General features: G+C 54.5%; 25 protein-coding genes. 8 read left to right on the top strand and 17 right to left on the bottom strand.

Going from position 1 to position 23,920, the window contains the following annotated elements:
* Window positions 1-2 precede the first annotated feature (2 nt).
* Together eda and ilvD are read left to right on the top strand one after the other, a co-directional pair.
* On the top strand, window positions 3-650 hold the full coding sequence (gene eda, locus JXQ85_RS15205; protein WP_421749798.1) for a bifunctional 4-hydroxy-2-oxoglutarate aldolase/2-dehydro-3-deoxy-phosphogluconate aldolase: 648 nt from the start codon (window positions 3-5) through the stop codon (window positions 648-650).
* A 133-nt stretch (window positions 651-783) separates the two neighbouring features.
* Window positions 784-2,637: a dihydroxy-acid dehydratase gene (gene ilvD, locus JXQ85_RS15200; RefSeq protein ID WP_421749797.1), complete on the top strand. Its 1,854-nt coding sequence runs from the start codon at window positions 784-786 to the stop codon at window positions 2,635-2,637.
* A gap of 87 nt (window positions 2,638-2,724) precedes the next feature.
* Here ilvD and JXQ85_RS15195 read toward each other — a convergent pair whose 3' ends face one another.
* Entirely contained in the window at window positions 2,725-2,949 is a 225-nt protein-coding gene (locus JXQ85_RS15195; protein WP_421749796.1) for a DUF1127 domain-containing protein, read from the bottom strand.
* A 90-nt stretch (window positions 2,950-3,039) separates the two neighbouring features.
* Here JXQ85_RS15195 and JXQ85_RS15190 point away from each other — a divergent pair, with 90 nt between their 5' ends.
* Window positions 3,040-3,888 (top strand): hypothetical protein, encoded by an 849-nt coding sequence (locus JXQ85_RS15190; RefSeq protein ID WP_421749795.1) that lies wholly within the window; start codon window positions 3,040-3,042, stop codon window positions 3,886-3,888.
* A gap of 150 nt (window positions 3,889-4,038) precedes the next feature.
* Window positions 4,039-4,719 carry a ribulose-phosphate 3-epimerase gene (rpe, locus tag JXQ85_RS15185; RefSeq protein WP_421749794.1) on the top strand — a complete coding sequence of 227 codons (681 nt, stop codon included), beginning with the start codon at window positions 4,039-4,041 and terminating at the stop codon, window positions 4,717-4,719.
* On the opposite strand, the gene JXQ85_RS15180 is transcribed toward rpe, so the two are convergent.
* Window positions 4,716-5,321, bottom strand: a complete 606-nt coding sequence (locus tag JXQ85_RS15180) for a TetR/AcrR family transcriptional regulator (RefSeq protein WP_421749793.1) — start codon at window positions 5,319-5,321, stop codon at window positions 4,716-4,718. The two genes, rpe and JXQ85_RS15180, sit on opposite strands and share 4 nt — an antisense overlap.
* 90 nt (window positions 5,322-5,411) lie before the next feature.
* Here JXQ85_RS15180 and JXQ85_RS15175 point away from each other — a divergent pair, with 90 nt between their 5' ends.
* A complete protein-coding gene (locus JXQ85_RS15175) occupies window positions 5,412-5,921 on the top strand; it encodes a DUF1772 domain-containing protein (RefSeq protein ID WP_421749792.1) in 510 nt (169 codons plus the stop codon).
* Window position 5,922: 1 nt separating this feature from the next.
* Here the strand turns inward: JXQ85_RS15175 and JXQ85_RS15170 are convergent, their stop codons facing one another.
* Both JXQ85_RS15170 and JXQ85_RS15165 read right to left on the bottom strand, forming a co-directional pair.
* On the bottom strand, window positions 5,923-6,546 hold the full coding sequence (locus JXQ85_RS15170; protein ID WP_421749791.1) for a LysE family translocator: 624 nt from the start codon (window positions 6,544-6,546) through the stop codon (window positions 5,923-5,925).
* 112 nt (window positions 6,547-6,658) lie between these two features.
* Window positions 6,659-7,645, bottom strand: a complete 987-nt coding sequence (locus JXQ85_RS15165; protein ID WP_421749790.1) for a 2-hydroxyacid dehydrogenase — start codon at window positions 7,643-7,645, stop codon at window positions 6,659-6,661.
* An 88-nt stretch (window positions 7,646-7,733) separates the two neighbouring features.
* On the opposite strand from JXQ85_RS15165, the gene JXQ85_RS15160 reads away from it, so the two are divergent.
* Window positions 7,734-8,267 carry an SH3 domain-containing protein gene (locus JXQ85_RS15160; protein ID WP_421749789.1) on the top strand — a complete coding sequence of 178 codons (534 nt, stop codon included), beginning with the start codon at window positions 7,734-7,736 and terminating at the stop codon, window positions 8,265-8,267.
* A gap of 18 nt (window positions 8,268-8,285) precedes the next feature.
* On the opposite strand, the gene JXQ85_RS15155 is transcribed toward JXQ85_RS15160, so the two are convergent.
* The 3 genes from JXQ85_RS15155 to panC form a co-directional block, all read right to left on the bottom strand.
* A complete protein-coding gene (locus JXQ85_RS15155) occupies window positions 8,286-8,918 on the bottom strand; it encodes a hypothetical protein (RefSeq protein WP_421749788.1) in 633 nt (210 codons plus the stop codon).
* Window positions 8,919-9,064: 146 nt separating this feature from the next.
* Complete coding sequence (gene panB / locus JXQ85_RS15150) at window positions 9,065-9,874, bottom strand: 3-methyl-2-oxobutanoate hydroxymethyltransferase (protein WP_421749787.1); 810 nt, start codon at window positions 9,872-9,874, stop codon at window positions 9,065-9,067.
* On the bottom strand, window positions 9,871-10,710 hold the full coding sequence (gene panC / locus JXQ85_RS15145; RefSeq protein ID WP_421749786.1) for a pantoate--beta-alanine ligase: 840 nt from the start codon (window positions 10,708-10,710) through the stop codon (window positions 9,871-9,873). The genes panB and panC overlap by 4 nt, the downstream gene beginning before the upstream one ends.
* A gap of 180 nt (window positions 10,711-10,890) precedes the next feature.
* Here panC and JXQ85_RS15140 point away from each other — a divergent pair, with 180 nt between their 5' ends.
* Both JXQ85_RS15140 and JXQ85_RS15135 read left to right on the top strand, forming a co-directional pair.
* Window positions 10,891-11,031, top strand: coding sequence for a hypothetical protein (locus tag JXQ85_RS15140; protein ID WP_421749785.1), 141 nt, complete (start codon window positions 10,891-10,893; stop codon window positions 11,029-11,031).
* 123 nt (window positions 11,032-11,154) lie between these two features.
* Window positions 11,155-12,240 (top strand): hypothetical protein, encoded by a 1,086-nt coding sequence (locus JXQ85_RS15135; protein ID WP_421749784.1) that lies wholly within the window; start codon window positions 11,155-11,157, stop codon window positions 12,238-12,240.
* Here the strand turns inward: JXQ85_RS15135 and JXQ85_RS15130 are convergent.
* The 10 genes from JXQ85_RS15130 to xdhA all read right to left on the bottom strand — a co-directional run bounded on the left by JXQ85_RS15130 (window position 12,237) and on the right by xdhA (window position 23,878).
* A complete protein-coding gene (locus tag JXQ85_RS15130; protein WP_421749783.1) occupies window positions 12,237-12,890 on the bottom strand; it encodes a DUF938 domain-containing protein in 654 nt (217 codons plus the stop codon). The genes JXQ85_RS15135 and JXQ85_RS15130 overlap by 4 nt on opposite strands.
* Window positions 12,890-13,837 (bottom strand): aldo/keto reductase, encoded by a 948-nt coding sequence (locus JXQ85_RS15125; protein ID WP_421749782.1) that lies wholly within the window; start codon window positions 13,835-13,837, stop codon window positions 12,890-12,892. The genes JXQ85_RS15130 and JXQ85_RS15125 overlap by 1 nt, the downstream gene beginning before the upstream one ends.
* Before the next feature lie 122 nt (window positions 13,838-13,959).
* Window positions 13,960-14,433, bottom strand: coding sequence for a PaaI family thioesterase (locus tag JXQ85_RS15120; RefSeq protein WP_421749781.1), 474 nt, complete (start codon window positions 14,431-14,433; stop codon window positions 13,960-13,962).
* A 140-nt stretch (window positions 14,434-14,573) separates the two neighbouring features.
* Window positions 14,574-15,644: a BMP family ABC transporter substrate-binding protein gene (locus JXQ85_RS15115; protein WP_421749780.1), complete on the bottom strand. Its 1,071-nt coding sequence runs from the start codon at window positions 15,642-15,644 to the stop codon at window positions 14,574-14,576.
* A 56-nt stretch (window positions 15,645-15,700) separates the two neighbouring features.
* On the bottom strand, window positions 15,701-16,621 hold the full coding sequence (locus JXQ85_RS15110; protein WP_421749779.1) for an ABC transporter permease: 921 nt from the start codon (window positions 16,619-16,621) through the stop codon (window positions 15,701-15,703).
* Entirely contained in the window at window positions 16,621-17,703 is a 1,083-nt protein-coding gene (locus tag JXQ85_RS15105; protein WP_421749778.1) for an ABC transporter permease, read from the bottom strand. Before JXQ85_RS15105 ends, JXQ85_RS15110 begins: the two co-directional genes overlap by 1 nt.
* On the bottom strand, window positions 17,700-19,232 hold the full coding sequence (locus JXQ85_RS15100) for an ABC transporter ATP-binding protein (RefSeq protein ID WP_421749777.1): 1,533 nt from the start codon (window positions 19,230-19,232) through the stop codon (window positions 17,700-17,702). Before JXQ85_RS15100 ends, JXQ85_RS15105 begins: the two co-directional genes overlap by 4 nt.
* Window positions 19,229-20,176, bottom strand: coding sequence for a xanthine dehydrogenase accessory protein XdhC (xdhC, locus tag JXQ85_RS15095; protein WP_421749776.1), 948 nt, complete (start codon window positions 20,174-20,176; stop codon window positions 19,229-19,231). Before xdhC ends, JXQ85_RS15100 begins: the two co-directional genes overlap by 4 nt.
* On the bottom strand, window positions 20,169-22,514 hold the full coding sequence (xdhB, locus tag JXQ85_RS15090; protein WP_421749775.1) for a xanthine dehydrogenase molybdopterin binding subunit: 2,346 nt from the start codon (window positions 22,512-22,514) through the stop codon (window positions 20,169-20,171). Before xdhB ends, xdhC begins: the two co-directional genes overlap by 8 nt.
* Window positions 22,511-23,878 carry a xanthine dehydrogenase small subunit gene (gene xdhA, locus JXQ85_RS15085; RefSeq protein WP_421749774.1) on the bottom strand — a complete coding sequence of 456 codons (1,368 nt, stop codon included), beginning with the start codon at window positions 23,876-23,878 and terminating at the stop codon, window positions 22,511-22,513. Before xdhA ends, xdhB begins: the two co-directional genes overlap by 4 nt.
* Window positions 23,879-23,920 lie beyond the last annotated feature (42 nt).

Genomic DNA, 23,920 nt, shown 5'->3' with positions numbered 1-23,920 from the left:
ACATGACGATTTCCCCTTCAGAGGCCAGCAAAGCCGCCCGCGAGATTTGCGAATTGGCGCCAATTGTGCCGGTCATCGTCATCAACGACGTCGCTCATGCGCGCCCATTGGCTGAGGCTTTGGTGCGTGGCGGTTTGCCCGCGCTAGAAGTCACATTGCGCACCCCATGTGCGCTTGAGGCGATTGCTGAAATGGCGAAGGTTGAAGGTGGCGTTGTTGGCGCTGGCACCTTGCTATCCCCAGCCGATGTGAAAGCTGCTAAAGCCGCAGGCGCGACCTTCGGCGTGTCGCCAGGCGCAACAGATAAGTTGCTCGATGCTTGCGAAGCCGAAGACCTGCCAACCCTGCCGGGCGTCGCAACTTCAACCGAAGCGATGTATATGCTGGAACGCGGTTACACGATGCTGAAGTTTTTCCCTGCCGAAGCAAATGGTGGCGCACCTGCGCTCAAAGCCATGGGCTCGCCATTGCAAGCATTAACTTTCTGCCCGACCGGTGGTGTGAGCCCATCCAACGCCGGTGACTACCTATCCCTGTCCAACGTTGTTTGCTGTGGCGGCAGCTGGGTTGCTCCTTCCAAATTGATGGAAGCCGGTGATTGGGAGGGTATCGAGGCCCTCGCACGCGAGGCCAGCCAACTGCCGCGATAGAGCGTTAAACAAAAGACGTTTCAAAAATGGGGTGGAATTCGCAAGATTCCACCCCATTTCACTTGCAAATCTTTCATTTGGGTGGCACCCGATGAAGCCAGACCTTATCAGCTAAGTTTCAGAGGATAGCGATATGCCAGATCTTCGTTCCAAAACGTCTACATTCGGCCGCCGCATGGCCGCAGCTCGTGCCCTATGGCGTGCGACCGGTATGAAAACCGAGGACTTTGGTAAGCCGATTGTCGCGGTCGTGAACTCCTTTACGGAATTTGTGCCAGGCCACGTGCACCTCAAAGACATGGGCCAGCTTGTTGCGCGCGAAATCGAAAAAGCGGGCGGTGTTGCCAAAGAGATGAACACCATCGCGGTGGACGACGGTATCGCTATGGGCCACGACGGGATGCTTTATTCCCTGCCGTCCCGCGAAGTCATCGCTGACTCGGTTGAATACATGGCGAACGCCCATTGTGCGGACGCGCTGGTGTGTATTTCCAACTGTGACAAGATCACTCCGGGCATGTTGATGGCCGCGATGCGTTTGAACATCCCTGCGATATTTGTATCTGGTGGCCCTATGGAAGCCGGCAAGGTGATCTTGCAGGATGGCGAGCAAAAGGCCGACCTCGTGACTGCCATCGTTGGGGCAACCGACGAAGACCGCAGCATGGAAGACGTTGAGAAGCTGGAACGCTCTGCGTGCCCAACCTGTGGCTCTTGCTCTGGTATGTTCACCGCGAACTCGATGAACTGTCTGGCCGAAGCGCTGGGTCTGGCGCTACCGGGTAACGGATCTTTGCTGGCGACACACTCCAAGCGTGAAGGCCTCTTCAAAGAAGCCGGTCACAAGATCATCGATCTGTGTGAACGTTGGTACAAAGACGGCGACGAAACCGCGCTGCCGCGTGGCATCGCGAACTTCAAAGCTTTCGAGAACGCAATGGCGCTGGACATCGCGATGGGCGGATCTACCAACACGGTTCTGCACCTTCTGGCGATCGCCCACGAAGGCGAGATTGACTTCACCATGGCCGACATGGACCGTCTTAGCCGCCAAATCCCGCACCTTTGTAAGGTCGCGCCATCCACGCCGAAGTACCACATGGAAGACGTGCATCGCGCAGGCGGCATCGCGCGTATTCTGGGCGAACTTGACCGTGAAGGCAAAATCCACCGTGAAGTCGCCACTGTACACGAGCGCACAATGGGTGAGTTCATTGATAAATGGGACGTTCGCCGTGAAAGCGCACGTAACGAAGCGCATGATATGTTCATCGCGGCGCCGGGCGGCGTGCGCACCACACAGGCCTTTAGCCAGTCGCGTATGTACACTGAACTTGATGTCGACATCGAAGATGGCTGCGTGCGCGACTTTAAAAACGCCTATTCCGAAGAAGGCGGCCTATGCGTTCTTTTCGGCAACATCGCCGAACAGGGCTGTATCCTGAAGACCGCTGGCGTCATCAAAGAGATGTATGAATTCGAAGGCACCGCGAAGGTTTTTGAATCCATGGAAGACGCGATGCATGGCATCCTGCAGAACGAAGTGAAACCGTACTCAGTTGTGGTCATCCGCTACGAAGGTCCGAAAGGTGGGCCGGGCATGCAGGAAATGCTTTACCCAACCGCGTATCTCAAATCCAAAAAGCTCGACACAACCTGTGCCTTGCTGACAGACGGTCGTTTCTCGGGCGGTACAGCGGGTCTGTCGATTGGCCACGCCTCCCCTGAGGCGGCAGAGAAGGGCGTGATCGGACTGGTAGAAGACGGCGATAAGATTAAGATTTCCGTACCTAACCGCACGATCCACCTGGATGTTAGCGAAGAAGAACTGGCACAACGTCGCGCCAACCACCCGCAGGCGGACAAAAAAGTTTGGAAAGCCGAAGGTCGTCCACGTGCGGTTTCTAAGGCGCTGAAAGTCTACGCCGCACATGTTGCGAACGCATCGCTCGGTGCAGTGCGCGTGTTGGACGAAGACGACGAATAACGCCTTCGTTGCGATGAAATGAGAAAAGGGCGCCTCGGTTAATCCGAAGCGCCCTTTTTCATGCTTAATGCCTGACGGCAGCCTTTATTACAGACCCATACGGTCAGCAAAGACGTGACGTACGATATCTTCGCGGGTCAGGCCTTTTTCGGCGAGCTGCGCGTCGCTCATGGCGTTCAATTGGTTCACGAGCTGCATGCGAGAGCTGGATTCTGCGAGAGCCACTAGGAAAGTGCCAATTGCAATGAATGGTTTGGCCAGAAGGCGCAGTGCAGAAAAGCTTGCGCCGGATTGAATAGCAACAGTTGCCATGGGACAGTCTCCATAACTGGTTTGTCCCTCCCTGAAAACAACCTAGCAACTGATTTCGAGAGGTGAAAGGCCCCCTCCCGAATAGCCGCCATGCGTCCGGTGCAATTCGAAACAGCCTATTTTTTAGGCGTTTCAGGCATTTTCGGCGGCTGCGAGGGTTGCCGTGTTTTGCGCCGTGTTGTGCCTTCGGATTGTACGGGGGTCGGTTCAGCTTTTACCGCTGCAGCCTTAGTCTTGTTGGCCTTTGGGGTCTTTGCTTGCGGAACGGCTTTTGACTTTGCAGCGGGTTTCACCTCTGAAGTCAGAGCCGATTTCTTTGCGCTTGTCGCTTTGCGCGGGGCAGGGGCGCTCGCTGGTTTAGGAGCCGATTTTGGTGCTGGCTTAGTGGCAGTTGGATTTGGCGCCGGTGTTGCTTTCACAGCTGCTGGTTTGACAGCAACAGTCTTTGCCACCGCTTTCGGTGCTGCTGGTGTCGCAGCAACGCTCTTGGCTTTTGGTTTCGCGACAGGCTTCGCGGCTTCTTTAACCACAGCGACCTTTGGTTTCGGTGCAGCTTTGCGTGGCGCAGTTTTCTTGGCGACCGGCGAGGGCTTGCTAGCGCGTTGGCTTGAGAAATCGGGCGAGGTCACCGGAGCCGCGGTTTTGGCGGGTGTGGTTGGCGCAGAAAAAGGCGCCCACATCGCTTGGTTGATCACCATGCTTACACGCAGTTGTTGCTCTACGGTTTTTCCAAAAAACTGCCACCCGGCGACAGTTGCGCTGACTGGGTCTACTAGCAAATTCATTTGGTTCGTCCTTTACTTTCCTAAGGCTGCAGCCTGTTTCGTAATTCAGTTTCGTTCAATTCATGTGCCGCAATCGCAGCTGGGTCTTCAAAGCAATGTAGCGACGTCGGAGCGGTCAACCTTGATTTGCAGCAAGTCTACCAAGCCAACGTGACAGATTGAGTAAATTCATCTGGGAAAATGCTGCAATGCGGCATTTTGCGCGGAAATGCCTAATTATGCACCGTTTGCAGCGGTTTCATTGCAACTGAGCGGGTTTCAGCGCATTTTCCAGCCAACGAATCAAAGGCCCGAGGACCCCGCCATGAGTTTCGACCGCTCCGTCAAAATCGCTCCATCCATCCTGTCCGCTGACTTTGCCAACTTTGGCAAGGAAATCGAAGCCGTTGAGGCGCAAGGGGCAGATTGGATTCACGTGGATGTCATGGATGGGCATTTTGTGCCTAACCTGACTTTCGGGCCGCCGCTTTGTGCTGCGATCCGCAAGCACATCAACACCGTGATGGACGTGCACCTGATGATTTCTCCAGTTGATCCTTATATCGAGGCCTTTGCAGATGCAGGTGCCGATGTTCTGACGGCTCATTTGGAAGCAGGCCCACATATTCACCGTACATTGCAGGCCATTCGTGGGGCAGGGTGCAAAGCTGGATTGGCTCTTAATCCGGGCACAGGTGTCGAGGATATCGATTACCTGCTTGATATGGTCGATCTGATCTGTGTGATGACTGTGAACCCGGGCTTTGGCGGTCAAAAGTTCATTCACAGCCAGGTCGAAAAGGTGAAAAAGTTGCGCGCGATGATTGGCGACCGCCCAATCCACATCGAAATCGATGGCGGCATCACACCAGAAACTGCGCCATTGATGGCAGCAGCAGGCGCTGATGTTCTGGTTGCAGGGTCTGCAGTCTTCAAAGGCGGCAGTGTCGATAACCCAGCGCCATATGGCGAGAACATCCGCGCGATCAAGGCATCTGTGGCTTAAGGCTTCGCTGCATTGGCCTTTAAGATAATTTGAAAGGCTTCAAAGGCCTGCGTGCAATGCAGGTCGATCTCTTTGGCGGTTGGCACATCCATGGTGCCAATCGCTCTTTTTATTTGCATATCCCCGATCAACAGGTGCACGAAGATCTTCGTCATCGACGGCACATCATCCAGCGCTACGCCGGGGATCGCTGAAATGAGCTGCGCGAAAAGTGGTTGGATGACCTCTCGGCCACCTTCATAAATTGCCTTACCCAAAGCTCCAGTGGGATCGGCTGCAGCTGCGCGGTTCAGCAGAATCGCGCGCTCACCCAGCAGCATTTTTAGAAAAACCGGCGCGATGCTTTTCAACGCTTGAAGCGGGGGTTGATCGTCAACCAAAGCATTGGTTAACAGCGCTTCGGTCTCTGAAGCGTTTTCCTGCACGAGCACGGAAAACAGGCCAAGTTTATCCCCGTACCAGCGATAAAGCGTTTCATTAGAAGCTTTTGCAGCCTTCGCAACGTTCAGCATGGACGTTCCCGAATATCCCTTTTGCGCAAGTAACGCATAGGCCGCGGCTGCAATCGCGCTGTGGCGTTCCCGTTTTCGACTGTCCTTCATAAGGCCTCACAAAATTCTCTTGCGAATTACCGTACACATCGATACGTATTCACTCAAGTGTATAGATGTGTACGGATATTGGAGGGAATGATGCGTCAGCTAACGATCTTAACCATGTCGGCAGCGCTGCTTTTGAGCGCTGCAATTTTTGGCTTCTTTTATGCTTGGGTTTGTTCGACCATGTGGGGGTTAGATGCAGCGGACCCGCGTGTGGCGATTGAAGCCATGCAGGCGATGAATGCTTCGGTGCGCAATGCAACCTTTGCACCAGCCTTCTTTGGCACGCCTTTTGCACTTTGGATTGCCGCTGCGCTGCTGTGGCGCCTGAAGTCCAAAACCAGCGCCTGGCTCTTTGCTGGGGCAGGTGTGACCTATTTCTGTCTGGGCATGATGCTGACGATGACGATCAACGTTCCGATGAACCAGGCCTTGGCATTGGTCGAGGTTCCCGCCTCGACCCAGGAGGCGCAGGTAATCTGGGACGACTATTCTGGCCCATGGCAGTTTTGGAACCAGACGCGCACCGTAACCTCAGGCATCGCGTTTCTGTTGGCTTTGGCAGGTGTTTTTCAGTTCCGCATGTCAGTGTCCGCTCGCTAGGTCACTTGGCTGTGACGCTGGCCATGCGAAAGCCCGCAAACAGCAAGGCTGCCCCTGCGGATTTGTTGATGACTGACACCACCCAATTCTTGAGGCCACCATGGGCGATCCGGTCTCCCATAAAGGCGTAAAGTGTATAAGAGGTGAGATCCAATAAGAGCGTGACCACTCCCATGATCAATATTTGCTGCAAAATCGGCTGATTAGGATCAATGAACTGAGGCAGGATTGCTGCGAAGTACATCAGGGCTTTGGGATTGGCGAATTCGATCACAAAGCCCTGACTAAAGAGCCGTTTCAAAGAAGACACACCACCCTCAGCTGAGACGCGGATAGGGCCCTGTGCGCTAAATATGGCGGAAAGACCTAGCCAGACAAGATAGGCCACACCGGCCCATTTGATAATCTGAAACAAGAGGTTAGAGGCGATAATCAAAGAGGCGATGCCGGTTGCTGAAAGAACGAAATAGATCACATTTGCGCCTGCGATCCCTGCAACACCTGCCAAGGCGCGTTTGCCGCCATTGGTCGCGCCCTGTGTCGCTACAGCAATTGCCGCCGCACCGGGCGTGAACACGACAACCGCAGTTGTCAGGGCAAATATCAGAAAGGTCTCTAGGGCCATGTCTGCCTCCGCTTAGATCATAAGATGGGCAGAGTATGCTGGAATTGGTGTCTTGGCTCGACCCAATTCCTGCGCAAATGCACAGACCAATTGCGGTGTTTTTACGGAAGTATCACACCATTTCTGGCAGAACGATATCTGGCGGGCGATGGCCATCCTCGAAGGTTTTGATATTCAGCATGATGATCTCGCCCATTTCGATCCGGCATTCTAAAGTAGCTGAGCCCATATGGGGCAGCATCACAACATTGCCCAAGGAGCGCAGTTCAGCAGCCATTTCTTCGCCGCCTTCATAGACGTCCAGCCCCGCGCCAGCGAGGTCATTTGCCTTCAGCGCGCGCGCCAATGCCGTTTCGTCAATGACTTCGCCTCGGGATGTATTCACGATAACCGCATCTGGTTTCATCAATTTCAATCGGCGCGCATTGACCAGATGATAGGTGGCAGGCGTATGTGGGCAGTTGATCGACAACACATCCATCCGGGCCATCATCTGATCAAGGCTCTCCCAATAGGTGGCGTCAAATCGTTCTTCGATGCCGGGATGGAGGCGGTGGCGATTGTGGTAATGCACCTCCATACCAAAAGCTTTGGCACGCTGCGCGACGGCCTGACCAATCCGTCCCATCCCAAGTATGCCCAATTTGCGCCCACCGACGCGGCCACCCAGCATCGCGCTTGGCGACCAGCCCTCCCATTTGCCACGCTCCATTTGTGCGAGGCCTTCGGGGATACGGCGGGTGACAGCGAGGATCAAAGCCATGGCCATATCTGCGGTGTCATCGGTCATCACACCGGGCGTATTTGTGACCAAAATGCCTTTTGCACGGGCTTCTTCGACCTCAATGTGATCAATGCCAGCCCCGTAGTTTGCAATCAGTTTCAGTTGCGGTCCGGCCTGTGATAGCAGTTCGCTATCAATCTGATCATTGAGGTTTGTGACCAGCACATTCGCTTCTGCAACCGCTTGCATCAGTTCCATGCGCGGCATTTGGCTGTCATCAGACCGCAGAGTCACGTTGAACAACTCTGACAAACGTGCCTCAACAGGGGCTGGCAACCGTCGCGTAACGACAACACTCAGACGTTGCTTTGCCATGGGATACCTCAGAGTTCTTTCCAAATCAGAGCGTTGCTGTCACAGTGCCTGACAGAAAGACGGGGCACAAGAACCCCCGCGCAATTTTATGAGCAGACAGATGGTTTCGGGCAAGAACAGACGGTCTTTGACAGGTGCGTTTATCGCAGCGGCGATGGGTGTCCTCGTCGCCGGCGCTGCAATTGCAGAGCAAAAACGCGGGCCTGTCACCAATCTGCCAATGCCACGCTACGTCAGCCTGAAAGCAGCGAAAGCCAATGTGCGCCGTGGGCCGTCATTGACCCACCGGATCGATTGGATTTTCAAGCGACGCAATATGCCATTGGTTGTCACTGCAGAGCACGGCCACTGGCGGCGTGTGCAGGACCGGGATGGTGCCGGTGGTTGGGTGCATTATTCGCTGATTTCAGGCAATCGCACTGTCATTGTACAGGCTGATATGCTGCCGCTGAATGTCCGGCCAGAGCCAAATACGTCCATCGCGGCGCAACTTGAACTCGGTGTTGTCGCCAACCTTGGGAAATGCGACCCAGATTGGTGCCGCATTTCCGCAGGTGGTTACAAAGGTTGGGCTCGCAAGTCCGACATTTGGGGCGTTGCGGCGGATGAGGTGCGGGATTAACGCCAACACCCCCTATCCTTAGAAGCGTTTTTTGATTGTCAGATATTCGTGTTCGTAATTCTCCGCGCATTGCTTTGGTGTCAGGCGCGCGAAAAAGGTGGTGTCGTCATATCTGACTTCATAGACCGCGGTCCAAAGGCCTTGCTCAAAAACCGGTTTCAGCTCGTCGCAATACGCATTTCCATCGGTCAACATCGACCAGAGCTTCTTTTCAGCAAATTTGGCGCCGTCGTCGCCCAGTTTGCCTGCAGCGTTCACTTCAAACACCAGGTCGCGTTTGCTTAAAATAGCATTTTCGATCGCCATGGATTTGGACAGCTTGCGCGGAAGGGTCGATTGGACGTTATCTACTTCGGCCAACAGTTCTTCGGAGGGTGGAATGCTGGAGATGGCATTAAGCACTTTGAATTTATAATACCAAGGATCATAGGCAAAATGCGCGGTGACTGGAATCAAGGCTACTGTGACCGCCATGGCAAGATAACCCCATACACCTGGCAGGCGATCATTGTAGGAGGCCGCGCGCAGGCCCTCGTAGATGTTGTAAAGGTAAACCGCCAATAAACCGGCGAGAACAACCCGTGCGGTTTGGGCATACATGCGCTCTTTTGCGATCTCTGTCGTGTCGGCAACGACCAGAAGATATCCCATGAAAATGGACACCAATATTGCAACTATAACGACATAGATCCAAAAAATGCGCCACACGGGTACGGCGCGCAGGAAATAACTTAGCATAAAATAACCTTTGCATTGAAAAGGGCCCGAAATTGCGGGCCCTCATGTTTATGCGTTTGTTATTTATAGACTTCTTTTTCCGTTGGGAAGGCCCTCGTTTTTACGTCTTCCGCATATTCAGAAACGGCGCGTTCAATCGCGGGGCCAAGATCTCCGTAGACTTTGACAAATTTTGGCGTCCATTCGTTCAACCCTAGCATGTCTTCCAGAACTAGGATTTGACCATCACATTGCGCTGACGCTCCGATACCAATCGTTGGGATCGGGCAGGCTTCGGTGATCTTATTTGCAAGCTCTTCGACAACACCTTCAACCACTACCGAAAACGCGCCTGCTTCGGCGACGGCTTTGGCGTCTTCGATGATTGCGTCCCAACCAGCTTTGTCTTTGCCTTGGGTTTTAAATCCACCCATCACATGAGAGCTCTGTGGGGTCAGGCCGATATGAGCCATGACCGGAATGCCGCGTTCCACCAGAAAGTGGATGGTTTCAGCCATGCGTTTGCCGCCCTCAAGCTTGATCGCGCCACAGCCAGTTTCCTTCATGATCTTTGCTGCATTGCGGAAGGCCACTGCGGGGCTTTCTTCGTAGGTGCCAAAGGGCATATCCACGACGATCAATGCTTTTTGGGTGCCTCGTACAACGGCTTTGCCATGCATGATCATCAAATCAAGCGGCACGCCGACGGTGCTTTCCATGCCGTGCATCACCATACCAAGGCTGTCACCGACTAGAATGAAATCCGCATATTTGTCGACAATCGCCGCTGTGTGCGCGTGATAGCTCGTTAGCGAGACAATCGGTTCGCCGCCTTTGCGGGCTGCGATTTGAGGCACGGTTGTGCGACGGATTTTGACTTGTTTGCTCATGGTGCAATCACTCTCTGGTCTAGCAGGAGGACACCGCCGAATTCAGCAGAAAGCATAACGGCGGCAGGGGAGGTCAGGGGGCCGCTGAGGTCAGCCAGCGTTTCCGCCTGAACGATGTCGAGCCCGCGCAAAGTGGCGCGGGGCTCGGCGTTGATGGTATGGGCGATGATTTCGCGCAGACCTTCGATGGTTTTGTCAGCCAACGCGTCTGCTGCATTGAGCGACCTAGAGAGGACCAGCGCGGCCTCACGGTCTTCAGCGCCTAGGCGTACATTGCGGGAGGACATCGCAAGACCGTCGTCTTCGCGCACTATAGGCACGCCAATAACGTCGATCGGAAAGGCCAGATCTTTTGTCATGCGTTTGATCACCTGCAGCTGCTGGTAATCTTTTTCACCGAAACAAGCGACGTCAGGCTGCACAAAGTTAAACAGGCGCGCGACAACTGTGGTCACGCCACGGAAATGGCCAGGGCGCACTTCGCCGTGCAGGATATTGGCCATGCGCGTGGTTTCGACAATGGTCTCATCCCCCTCGGGATAGACGTCGATCACTTCAGGGATCAGCACAAGATCAACGCCTGCCTCGCGCAACATTGCCAGATCACGTTCTTCATCGCGCGGATAGCTGTCGAGGTCTGAAGCGTCACCAAATTGGCTTGGGTTCACAAAAATCGTGACAGCAACACGATCAGTGCGTGCTTTGGCGGTTGCCACCAATTCCATATGGCCTGCGTGCAGAAAACCCATTGTTGGAACCAGTCCGACCGTTTCATTGGCCTGGCGGAATCCTGCAACCACTTCGCGACATTCAGTGATCGTTCTGACGACCTTCATGCCTGTCTCCCTCTTCGTCTTAGCTTGGGTGTAACAAATGGTGCTGCACCGCGGCAAGTGCAGCGATGTGCGGTATCGATTTCATGCCGTGACGTGATTTGCCACGCTTTCGGCAAATTTCGTCCTGAATTTCGGCACGATGATTTTTAAAAGTTTAATCCAACAGAAGGGACACCTGCCATGAACCGTGTATTGCCTATGATTTTCACCTGTTTGGGGATTGTGGGATATGCTGTGTTTCAGGCCCATGCAGATACAGACGATGATCTTGCGTATTATGTTCCTGCCTCACAGCCTGTTGTGATCGACCAGCTGGATTGATCATCGGGGTGCGCTGAAGGCCGCCCAACGGCCTAAACGACCCGAATTTGCCCAAATTCCATCCATTTCCTGCCCAATCCGCCGCTTAGAGAAGGGTTGAACCAATGTGTTTGGAGTAATTGGATGTTGAAATATCTTCCTGTCGCCTTTGCAGTGATCGCCATCGGTGCCGTGACTGCGCTCGACTATATGGGCTTTCGCGGGCGCACCGCTGAGATTGCCAGTCTTTATGATGCAGCGACTAAGATTGACGCCGATTATGAAGTTTCTGACGTTTCCTATAGCGATCACTTGCTGAGCAAGCTGGGAATGGCAGAAGGCCTGCCTGATCCGACATTGGAAACAGCGCGACTTGAACGTGAGGTTTTGCGAGCCGCGCCATTGAACAGCTATTTGCCAACCCCATCTGAGGATATCTTGGCTGGTTGGGAACGCATTTCTTGGCATGATGATTACCACAATGGTTTTGGATGGCCCGATGGCATGAATGCCGAAAAAACCTCGGAATATGCGCCAAATCTAGAGGAAGATATTGCCATCTATTTGAATGGTCGCAGCTCGATTTATGTGCGCCTTGAGCGGGCCGAGCCGTCAGATGCTTTGGCGAAACGCCTGAAGCAAGCTTATTGGGTCGTCGATTCTGGCCGATCACTCGACCGTTTGCGTGAAGGGCGTCCTCGGGCCAGCTATTTCTGGTCTAACGTCAAAGAAACCAGCAAAGGTGACAGCGTTTATAACGCCAAGGACCACAAGCATTTTCACCAGATTGAAGGTGTGCATTGGTTGTCTGCCAAAAACAAATCCGCCCGTCGTGATGAGAAAATGCGCTATATGTTTGCCTCCCTCGGAGGTGGCGTGGTGTTGAAAATCCGCGCCCATGCGCCAGAGGCTGCGATCAAGCAGTTGATGGACACCATCGACTATCAATCTCTGAACCAAATGCAGACTTTGCCAAGCCCGCTGATTGCTGAAGGTCTTGGTGAGCATGTGATTGATACGCCAGAAGTATGGCTGGCTGAGTTTGGAACAGACACACCAGAAGCCAGCTATGGCACGGATGTTGGCAAGACAGTTGAGAAAATCCAAAAAGCCAAGAAGACCGAAGGTGAGAAAGAGGCGAAGGCCTTGCCTAAGGTCCACAAGGGTGGATTTGGGAATAAAAACTGTTCTGGTCAGCTGGGCAAAAGCTGCAAAGTTGAAACCCACTAAACGGTTTTCACAAATTCCAAAGCAAGATTATTGGCGGGCATCGTATGAGTTTCGATGTGCGCCATTTTTTGTTCTGAGGCCCACGAAATGACCAGTGACAGCTCTTTGTAGCCAATCTCGGGATCTTGCTCTTTGAGACTTTCGTGGAACCGTGCATCGCCCTCGCTGGTCAATTGCCCGTCGCGCATGAAGGGGCCGTAGATCAGGAGCTTGCCATCTGGCGTGAGCGTCTGGGCGGCTTCGGTGATCAGAGTGTTGGCCTCAGTTTCTGAAATCAAATGTAGTAGGTTCGCAAGAAAAACAAAGCTGAGGTCGTTAAAGTTCTGCGACCAGCCTGATTGGGTGGCATTCAGCAGCTGCGCCGGAGCGACATTCGTCAATCCGGCCTCCGCCACATAGGCATCGATGCTGCTCAGACGGTCTTTTGCGACATCGGTTGGGTGCCACAGTAAGTCTGGGCAATTCGCAGCGAAGGCGACGATGTGTTGCCCAGTACCACTTGCGATTTCCAATGCGTCCCTGCTTGGCGGAGCGACTTTGGCCATCAATTCCGCCAATACATCACGATTGCGCGCTGCGGACGGGGCAAAAAGACGGGCATCCTCGCCAGAATGCGCAATGCTCGCGCCTTTCGGGGTTTCGCGGACCATTAAGCTTCTTCCAGACGATCTGTGGCAGGGGCTGGTGTCGGGCTTAGTGCGGTGATCTTGGCGTATAAATCTGCAGAAAGGTTATAATTGATCGCCTCTAAAGAGGGTGCGAGCTGCTCAGCAGAGCGCGCGGATAGGATTGGGCTTAGCGCGTTTGGATGCGCCGCCACCCAGGCCACAGCCAATGTCGCGGCAGACACACTGTGCTGATCCGCCAGTATTTTCAGTTTTTCTGCCGCATGCCACATCCATTCTTGGCCATACCGGGCGTGATAGCGGCTGTCCTCAACAAGACGGCCGGTGGTCGCTTTATCTTCAATCCCAGTATATTTACCAGTCAGCAATCCACCACCAAGCGGCGAATAGGGCGCAACCAGAATGCCCTGATCATGGGCCATCGGCAGCAGTTCGACCTCGGCTTGGCGTTTCACAAGGTTATACATTGGCTGCAGGATATCGATGGTCAGATCGCGCTGGGCGGCGACAGCCACGGATTTCATCACTTGCCATGCCGCGTGGTTGCTGACCCCGATATGGCCAATTTTGCCCTGATGCTTTAGCTCGGCCAGCGTGTCATAAGTTTGTTCCAGTGCTGTCTCTGGATCAAAGCGATGCAGATACAGGATATCGACGTAGTCCATATTCAGGCGCTGACGGGACGTCTCAAAGGCCTGCAGAAGATTTTCGCGTCCCGAGCCGCCTTTATAGGCAGCCTTGGTGGCGATCACGAGTTGATCGCGCAGGGGGGCTGCAAACTCCCCCAACAGGGTTTCCGATGCGCCATCGGTATAGACGTATGCTGTATCAAAATGGTTGATCCCGGCCTCAACGCAGGCGTCAAACATGGCGCGGCTGGCCTTGGCGTCTGCCCTGCCGCCAAACTGCATGGTGCCAAAGGTGAAGCGGCTGATTGGGGTACCATTTGGAGAGGTGATGGGCGTGCGCATGGAGGGCCTTTCAAGTCGTGACGTCGTCTTTACCTAAGTGAGCCTAAGCAAAGTGTGGATGTCATAAAGAGCGAATGTGACTCTATCGTGAAGGCGCGCGACTTGGATGGCAAGATGCGCCGTTATTCCTTCACATCAGGGCGGTCCTGAATGGCCATCAATGTGGCTGTCATTGTGGCAAACAGTTTTTCAGTTCCGCCAGAGATCGCGTAAGCGGCAGCCTCTGCGACGGTAATCGTTCGGCCTGACTTGACCACTGTGGCTTTAAAAACAAACGCGTCGCCTTTCGCAGGGGACAAGAAGTTGCTTTTGAACTCGACGGAAAGAACCGATGCGTCATCCTCCATCAATGAATGCGCTGCATAGCCACAGGCGCTGTCTAAAGCAGTGGTTACGACGCCTGCGTGTAAGAACCCATGCTGCTGGGTAAAGTCCGTATTAAAGGGCATAGACAAGGTCATTGCGCCAGGGGTCAGGTCTGCGATTTCGATGCCCATCGTTTTCATTGCATTCTGTTTTGCAAAGCTGCCGCGGACTTTGGCTTCCCAATCTGGGCAGCGAGGGGTGAAATCACGCGGGGCAGGGGATGAGATCATCTGGTGTCCTATTCGTCTGTCGCTTCTTAGTATTGTCAGGCGACACATCAGTTGAACATGGCAAAGAGACGCAACGCTGCGTCATGAAAAAAGCCCCGCTTGTGGGCGGGGCCTTCCATAAGTGCGCAATGAAACCGGATTTAGTTCGGTACGTCGCCTTCGATGCCTTCGATGTAGAAGCTCATGCCAGCCAGTGTGCCGTCATCCGCTGTCTCACCTTCAGCCAACCAAGGTGTGCCGTCTTGCTTGTTAATCGGGCCGGTGAAAGCGTGGTACTCGCCAGAGGCCAGTTTCGCGACCATGTCCAGAGCTTCGGCTTTCACGTCCGCAGGAACGCGGTCAGAGATTTCGCCGATGCCAACCATGCCAGCGCCGATACCGTCCCAAGTGTTCGCGGTTTCCCATGTGCCGTCCATGACAGCTTTGGTACGCGCGATGTAGTAAGGCGCCCAGTCATCGATGATGGAAGACACACGTGGGAACGGAGCGTATTCACCCATGTCAGACGCCTGGCCAAAGGTCACAACATTGCCGGCCGCTTGTGCAGCCGCCTGAGGCGCTGTGGAGTCTGTGTGCTGCAGGATCACGTCTGCGCCTTGCTCGATCAGAGCCTTGGCTGCATCCGCTTCTTTCGCTGGATCAAACCAAGTGTAGGCCCAGATGATTTTGAACTGCACGTCAGGGTTCACGCGTTTTGCGTGAATGTAGGCAGAGTTAATGCCACGGATTACTTCAGGAATCGGGAAGGATGCGATGTAACCGATGACATTGCTTTCGGTCATTTTGCCCGCGATGTGGCCTTGAACCGCGCGGCCTTCATAGAAGCGTGCTGAGTAAACAGAGACGTTGTCAGACGTTTTGTAACCCGTTGCGTGCTCGAACTTCACCTTCGGGAATTTCTTCGCAACGTTGATGGTTGGGTCCATGTACCCAAAGGAGGTGGTGAAGATCAGGTCTGCACCCTGCAGGGCCATCTGAGTGATGGCACGCTCTGCATCCGCGCCTTCTGGCACGTTTTCCTGATACACAGTTTCGACTTGATCGCCGAACTCTGCAACAACAGCTTTACGGCCTTGGTCGTGCTCATAAGTCCAGCCGCCGTCGCCCACTGGGCCAACGTAGATAAAGCCGACTTTGGTTTTTTCCGCCATGGCGCTTGTGGCAAGGCCCATGGTGACCGCTGCCGTGGCCAGAAGTTTGGTGAATTTCATTTTGGGTTCCCCCCTGTTGGTTTCATTTTGGCCTCACGGTTCATCTGATTGGCAGATCAGTGTGAAGCATGGAAAGGTCGGCCAAGCGAAGCGGGTGCCGCGCTTTTATCAGCCGAGAGAATAACAAGCACCAAGATGGTGATCAGATATGGCGACATTGCCAAGTATTCGACCGGGATGGCAACACCCGCGGCCTGAAGATTTAATTGCAAGACGTTGATACCGCCAAATAAATAGGCACCTAGTAAGACACGCCATGGTTTCCAGCTGGCAAAAACGACGAGCGCCAAAGCAATCCAACCCACACCTGCTGTGATACCGTCCACCCAAAGCGGCGCACGCACAAGGCTGATATAGGCCCCTCCTAGACCGGCACAGGCCCCGCCAAAGAGGATCGCCAGAATGCGTACGCGGATCACATTGTACCCTAGAGAATGCGCGGCTTCGTGGTTTTCACCCACGGCGCGCAGGATCAGCCCAACGCGGGAGTATTTCAGGACAGCCCAAACGGCTGCTGTCAGAGCGAGCCCCATATAGAGCACGATGTCATGACCGAATAGAACTCGTCCCACAAAAGGCAGATCAGATAGGACCGGAATGTCTAAAGTGGCCATTGGGGGCGGTTTGATCCCTACATACCCTTGTCCCATGAGGGCCGATAAACCCAAACCAAACAGCGTAAGCGCAAGCCCTGACGCTACTTGATTGGCCAAAGCGAACTGGGTGAGAAAGGCAAAGAGCATCGATAGGATGGCGCCACCCGCCATAGCAGCGAGAATGCCAAGATAAGGTGATCCAGTTTCCACAGAAACCGCAAAGCCGCAAACCGCGCCGACGATCATCATGCCTTCAACGCCAAGGTTCAGGACGCCTGCTTTTTCCACAACAAGCTCGCCAATTGCAGCGAGCAACAGAGGGGTGGCTGCCACCATGAGTGAGGCAATCAGAAGGGTGGGGCTGATGGCTGAGAGGTCCATTATACGGCTCCCTTCGTGGCAAGGCGGATGCGGAAGTTGGAGAGAAGATCAAGCGCCAACAAGAAAAACAGGAGCATGCCCTGGAAGACCTGAATGGCGGCAGCTGGCAGGCCAAGGTTTGCCTGCGCGATCTCGCCGCCGATATACGTAAGCGCCATTAAAAGACCTGCCAACAAGATGCCGACGGGATGCAGGCGGCCTAAAAAGGCAACGATGATCGCGGTGAACCCGTAACCGACGTTAAAATCGATGCTGACTTGGCCCGAGGGACCAGAGACTTCGAAAAGTCCCGCAAGCCCAGCCAGCGCACCAGACATACCCATGCAGAGGATGGTCAGGCGGGTTGGGTTTACTCCCCCAAAACGCGCCGCACGCGGGGCCTCGCCAGTGAGGCGAATGTTAAAGCCTAAGATGTGTTTGTTCAGCAGAATATAGGCAAAGATCACAGCGATGAAAGCTGCGGCAACCCCCCAGTGCAGGCCCGTGCCTGCGAGGATTTCCGCGTTGTGACCACTTGCGTAATCTTGAAAGTTTCGGCTGCCCGGAAAGCCATGCCCTTCGGGGTTTCTAAGCAAGCCCAATGACATAGAGGCCAGAAGTTGCTCGGCCACATAGACCAGCATCAACGACACAAGAATTTCATTGGTGCCAAATTTCACCTTGAGTAAGGCCGGGATCATTGACCACAGCATACCGCCCAGAAGGCCAGCAAGGATCATCAACGGGAAGACGATGACACTGTCGAGCGGATAGAACGCCAGTCCGACAGCCGCGCCGCAAATAGCTCCTAGGATGTATTGCCCTTCTGCGCCAATATTCCAGATACCCGCGCGAAAACCGAGGCTTAGGCCGATAGCGATCAGGATCAGCGGGCCGCCTTTCACCAATAGCTGTGGGCGGTAATAGAAGGAGAATTCGCCAAAGAGTGGGTCATAAAAAATCGTACGGATGGCCTCGACTGGGTTTTTACCCAGCGCCGCAAAGAGCAGCCCACCTGCAATCATGGTTACGACAACCGCAATGACCGGGGTGAAGAGCGACCAGAACTGACTCGGTTGCGGGCGTTTCTCCAGCTGGATCATGCGTTTGCCTCCTGAATATGGGCCTCTTCCATGCCGTGACTCCCGCCCATCATCAGGCCGATTTCATTGATGGTCAGCCCTGCGGTTGGGCGCAGGTCAGAAAGGCGGCCTTCGTTTAAGGCCCCAAAGCGATCTGAAATTTCCATAAGCTCATCAAGGTCTTGGCTGATCACAACGATTGCCGCGCCACCCGCAGCCAGATCCATCAGGGATTGTCGGATCGCGGCCGCTGCGGCAGCGTCCACACCCCACGTGGGTTGGTTTACAATCAGAACATCAGGGTCTTGCAAGACCTCTCGACCAATCACGAATTTCTGCAAGTTGCCACCAGACAGCGCGCGGGCCGCACGGTCAGAGCCGGGGGTGCGCACGTCAAATTTGCGAATGATGCGATCCGCAAATTCTGTTGCGCCTTTCCAGTTCACAAACCCTTTGTTGGTCAGGCCCTGACGGATGGCCCCGGTCAGCAGTGCGTTTTCGACGAGGCTCATGTTTGGGGCCGCCGCATGACCCAGCCGTTCCTCAGGCGCAGCCAGCGTACCAATGCCGCGACGTTGGTTTGGGCCGAGATTGCCCACAGCGTCGCCGTTAATCTGCACGGTTTTCGCCTTGGTAAGCAGCTCGCCGGAAAGTGCTGCAAGCAATTCATCCTGTCCGTTCCCTGCGACGCCACCAAGACCGAGAATTTCACCGGAACGAACTGAAAAGCTAATATCTTTCAATGATGTGCCAAACGGGCTGCCTGAGGCGGCGGTCAAGTTTTGAACCCGCAATACTTCTTCGCCGTCGTCTTGCGCCGTGCGGGTCGGCGTTTGCAAGGTGTCGCCCACCATCAGCTCTGCCATCTGACGCGCCGAGGTTTCTGCCGGTACACATTCTCCGACATTCTTACCCAAGCGCAGGATGGTTGCATGATCACAAAGCGCGCGAATTTCTTCGAGCTTATGTGAGATGTAGAGGATTGAGGTGCCTTCAGATTTCAGTTTCCGAAGGGTTTCAAACAGGATTTCTACCTCTTGTGGAGTCAGAACCGATGTCGGCTCGTCCATGATCAAAAGCTTTGGATCCTGAAGAAGGCAGCGGATGATTTCGACGCGTTGGCGTTCGCCCGCTGAAAGATCACCAACGGTGCGCTCTGGATCGAGCGGCAGACCATAGGTTTCACTAACCTCGCGAATGCGTCGCGCCAAATCGCGCATCGGTGGCGGGTTTTCCATTCCCAACGCCACGTTTTCGGCCACATCTAAGGCATCAAACAGAGAGAAATGCTGAAATACCATCGCGACGCCGCTGGCGCGCGCCACGCGCGGTTCTGAGGGTGCAAAGGCCTGACCCCGCCATGTCATGGCCCCGCTGTCGGGTTTCACAAGGCCGTAGATCATTTTCACCAGAGTAGATTTGCCTGCGCCGTTTTCGCCCAAAAGCGCGTGAACCTCCCCCTCGGCGATGTCAAAGGACACGTCATCATTTGCGATGACACCGGGGTAGGCCTTGGTCAGCCCTTGGAGCGAAAGCAGCGGTGTGGTCATGCAGTTCTATCCCTATGGGCAGTGCATTCTTGTTGTAGGCTCAATAGCTTGGCCGCCACCCCAATTGCAATCATTTGTGGGTGTTTCCCTAAAGATGGATCCCCAATCGGACAGGTGATGCGCGAAATTTGATCAGCTGCGTGGCCCAATTCGGTCAAACGTTTTTGGAAACGTGCCCATTTGGTTTTTGATCCAATGAGACCGGCGAATGCAAAATCATGCTGTAGCAGGTGGTGGCACAGTCCCAAATCAAGGGCATGGGAAAAGGTAACGATCAGATGCTCTGCAAAGCTCGGCGCGTGGGCAACCACGCGGGTTGGGTCAGAGGCAACCAATTGTGTAACAGATTGCGGAATATCTTCCGGGAAGCGGTTTTGATCGGTGTCGACCCAAGTTACGGCCATATCGGGCAATGGCGCCAGAACATCCACCAATGCCCGGCCAACATGGCCTGCACCCCAAATCCAGAGAGGGCGCTGTTTGGCCGCCAGCGGCTCGATGAGCCAGCCGTCTTGATAGGTTAATTCAGGCAAGGTTCCCTGAGCCCGCGCATTTGATTTCTGACGCTGCATGCCAAATGGCACAGGTTTGTCTCCTGTAATGCGTCGAAGAAGCACGCCGCTGTCATCAAGAGAGCCCAAAAACTTTTGATCGATTTGCTCCGTCAAAAGCGTAACCGCACCGCCGCAACATTGCCCCAACGCTGGTCCCAAAGGATGGCGCGTCACGCGAGGAGGGCTGTCTTTTTCCCAAAGATCCAACGCTGTTTTTGTGGCTTCAAACTCAAGTGTGCCACCACCGATGGTGCCCGACTGGCCATCCGGCCATATCAGCATTTCCGCGCCAATCTCACGTGGACCCGAGCCTTGCACGTCAAGAGTTATCACCCGCATGCAGGGGCCATTCTTGGACACCAGGGTCGTTAGGTGTTCGCGATCAAGCATCTTGCACCCGCTGAACAGCTTTCAAGATTTGTTCGGATGTGGCGGGGGCTTGCAGATTGGGATAGCGGGACCCGCAGGCGGATACCGCGTCAGAAAGGGCCATCAATGCTGAGATGCCCAACATGAAAGGCGGCTCGCCCACAGCTTTTGAGCGATAGATTGTCTGCTCGCTGTTTTCATTCTGATAGAGGGCGACGTTGAAGATATCGGGCCGATCAGAACAGGCCGGGATTTTATAGGTGCTGGGCGCGTGAGTTTTCAACGCGCCTTTTGCGTCCCAGACCAGCTCTTCTGTGGTCAGCCAACCCGCGCCTTGCACATAAGCCCCTTCCACTTGGCCAATGTCCAAAGCGGGGTTCAAGGAAGCCCCGGCATCATGCAGGATATCTGCGCGCAGAATGCGGTTTTCACCAGTCAACGTGTCGATCACCACCTCGGTGACTGCCGCGCCGTAGGCGAAATAGTAAAAGGGACGCCCTCGACCGGCGATCCGGTCCCATTTCAAATCTGGTGTTTTATAAAACCCTGTCGCAGACAGGCTGATGCGGTTCTCGTAACAAAGCTTTGCCGCCTGCGCGAAGGTCATGACGGCCTCGCCCACATGCACCAAACCACCGCCAAATTGGACGTCGCTTGCGTTGCACATATGATAGCCCGCCAGAAAATCCGCCATGCGGGCGCGGATCAAATCACAGGCGTTGCGCACAGCCATTCCATTCAGATCACTGCCAGAACTAGCTGCTGTGGCCGAGGTGTTGGGTACTTTCGCAGTGTCTGTTGCCGTAATACGAATGGCGCCCATCGCGACACCGAACCGTTGGGCAGCGACCTGAGCGATCTTTTGGTTCAACCCTTGGCCCATTTCTGTACCGCCATGGTTCAGCTTTATGGAGCCATCTTGATAGACATGAACCAGAGCTCCAGCCTGATTAAGATGGGTCAACGTAAAGGAGATCCCAAATTTCACCGGTGTTAGCGCGATGCCTTTTTTGAGCACAGGGCTGTTTTTGTTCCATTCAGAAATGGCATCTCTGCGCGCTTGATAGCCACTTTGATCTGCCAGTTTCTGGGTCAGATCATGCAGCACAAAATCTGTCACCTGTTGACCATATGGCGTTTTATTCGCCTTTGCAGAAAGACTCTCTGCGGATGTGTCTGCGGCCTCGCCTGCAGGAAGGGCAGGTAGGCCTCCATCCTTGTCGGCGTAGTAATTCACCCGGCGTACTTCTAGTGGGTCTTTGCCAAGGTGATGGGCGATGTGATCCATCACACGCTCGATCCCCAACATTCCTTGCGGGCCGCCAAAGCCGCGGAAAGCGGTGGCGGATTGGGTGTTGGTTTTCAACCTGTGGCTTTCAATTCGAATGTGATCCAGTTGATAGGCATTATCCGAATGCAACATCGCGCGATCCGCGACAGGCAAAGACAGGTCCTGCGCCCAACCGCAGCGGGTGAGTTGCAGAAAATCGATACCTAAAACGCGGCCATCATCATCAAAGCCGACATCGTAACGGATGCGAAAATCATGGCGTTTACCGGTGATGATCATGTCATCGTCACGATCATAGCGCATTTTACAGGCGCGCCCTGTGATCGAGGCCGCAATCGCCGTTGATACCGCCAGTGCATTGCCTTGGCTTTCCTTGCCACCAAAGCCACCGCCCATACGTCGGGTTTCCACGCGCACGCCATGCATGGGTACGCCAAGCGCCTCTGCCACTTTATGTTGGATTTCGGTTGGGTGCTGGGTCGAACTATGCACGACCATATCGCCATTTTCCTGTGGGAGGGCCAATGCAGCCTGACCTTCAAGGTAAAAATGCTCCTGCCCACCCATTTCAATCGTGTCGATCACCCGATGCGGAGCCGCTCGGATGGCAGTCTGAGCCTCACCCATATTCCAAATTCTTGGACCATCTTCAAAATGACTGCCTGCGGTCATGGCGTCATCGATTGTTAAAATTGGGGTCTTTTCGCGATAACGCACCTTGGCCAGACGTGCGGCTTTGCGCGCTTCGATATGGCTTTCTGCGACAACCAAAAACAAAGGCTGTCCCACGTAGTGCACGGACCGATCACTTAACAACGGTTCATCGTGTACCGACGGGCTGACGTCGTTGTCATATGGGAGGTCTTCGGCAGTGAGAACCAATGTTACACCAGCGGCGTCGCGCACGGCGGTTAGGTCCATTTCCGCGATCTCACCACGTGCAATGGCTGAGACGCCAAAAGCCAGATGCAATGTGCCAACAGGCACTGGAATGTCATCCACGTAGCGCGCTTGGCCCGTGACGTGCAGAGCAGCGCTGTCTTGTGGCAGAGGGCTTGCAACACTCATGGGGTGACCTCCAGAACCGAAGTCGCCGCACCAAGTTCTTCTAAGAAATAGCGTGTGAGCATGTTGCGCGCAGCGTCCAATCGATAGGCCGCTGAGGCCCGCATATCGCTGAGGGGTGTGAAATCACGCTCCCAAGCTGGCCAAGCTTTGGCGATGGTCTCTTCGTTCCACGCTTGTCCACGCAATGCATCCTCAACGTGGTAGGCGCGTTTTGGAATGCCCGCCATACCGCCAAAGGCAATACGAGCTTCACTGATCTGATCATTTTGAATGGTCAGATAAAATGCGCCAAGCACCGCCGAGATATCCTGATCAAAGCGTTTGGACAGTTTGTAGACCTTCAGCCGATCGGGCTGTTTCGGGATCGAGATGCTTTGGACAAATTCACCCGATTTGCGATCCTGTTTGCCGTATTCAATAAAGAAATCTTCGATGGCCATTGTGCGCCGCGTTTCACCACATCTAAGGGTCAGCTCCGCGCCAAGCGCGATCAGCGCAGGGGGATTATCACCAATCGGAGATCCGTTTGCGATATTGCCGCCTAGAGTAGCCGCATTGCGGATCTGTGTGCTGGCGTATCTGCGCAGCATTTCACCATAGCTTGCAAAATGGGGCGTGATTACAGTGCGCAGGGCGTTCATATCCACACCTGCGCCAAATTTGAGATCTGTTTTGCTTTCAGAAATCTCTTGCAGCTCTGTGCAGCGTCCCAAAAAGATAATCGGCCGCAGATCCTTCAGTCCTTTTGTGACCCAAAGCCCAACATCTGTCGCCCCTGCCACCAGCGTTGCCTCTGGATTGGCCTGATAAAGCGTTGCAAGTTCGTGACTGGTGCGGGGCCGCATACTGTCGGTCGGAATTTCATCTGCTGCTGGCAGCGGATCTTTTATCCATTCTGGAACCGGCGTGCCCTCTACCTGTTCAGCCGCACGGATGATGGGGGCATAGCCTGTGCACCGGCAAAGGTTGCCCGCCAGTTGATCATCCCAGTCTTTGGCGCCCTCATGATGGGCGGCCACCATCGATGTAACAAATCCGGGGGTGCAAAATCCGCATTGGCTGCCGTGACAGTCGATCATGGACTGCTGTACCGGATGTAAGGTGCCATCAGAGGCGGCCATACCTTCGACCGTACGCACAGCTTTACCATGCAACTGCGGCAAAAAGAGAATACAGGCGTTGAGCGCCTTCATGCCTGATTCATCAGTGACCACTACAGAACAGGCGCCGCAATCACCTTCGTTGCAGCCTTCTTTTGTGCCGGTCAGCCCGCGTGTTTCGCGTAGCCATTGCAATAGCGTCGTTGTCGGGTGCGCATCGCTCAGGTCCACGGTCTCTCCGTTCAGAAGAAACGTGATATCCATTCAGAAAACCCGTCGCCTTACCAATATATTGTGCCGTGATGC

Source organism: Cognatishimia sp. (genome assembly GCF_049116455.1).
Classification (GTDB): Bacteria; Pseudomonadota; Alphaproteobacteria; order Rhodobacterales; family Rhodobacteraceae; genus Cognatishimia.
The sequence above is the reverse complement of the archived record's forward strand: the minus strand, read 5'-3'. Positions and strand labels throughout refer to the sequence as shown.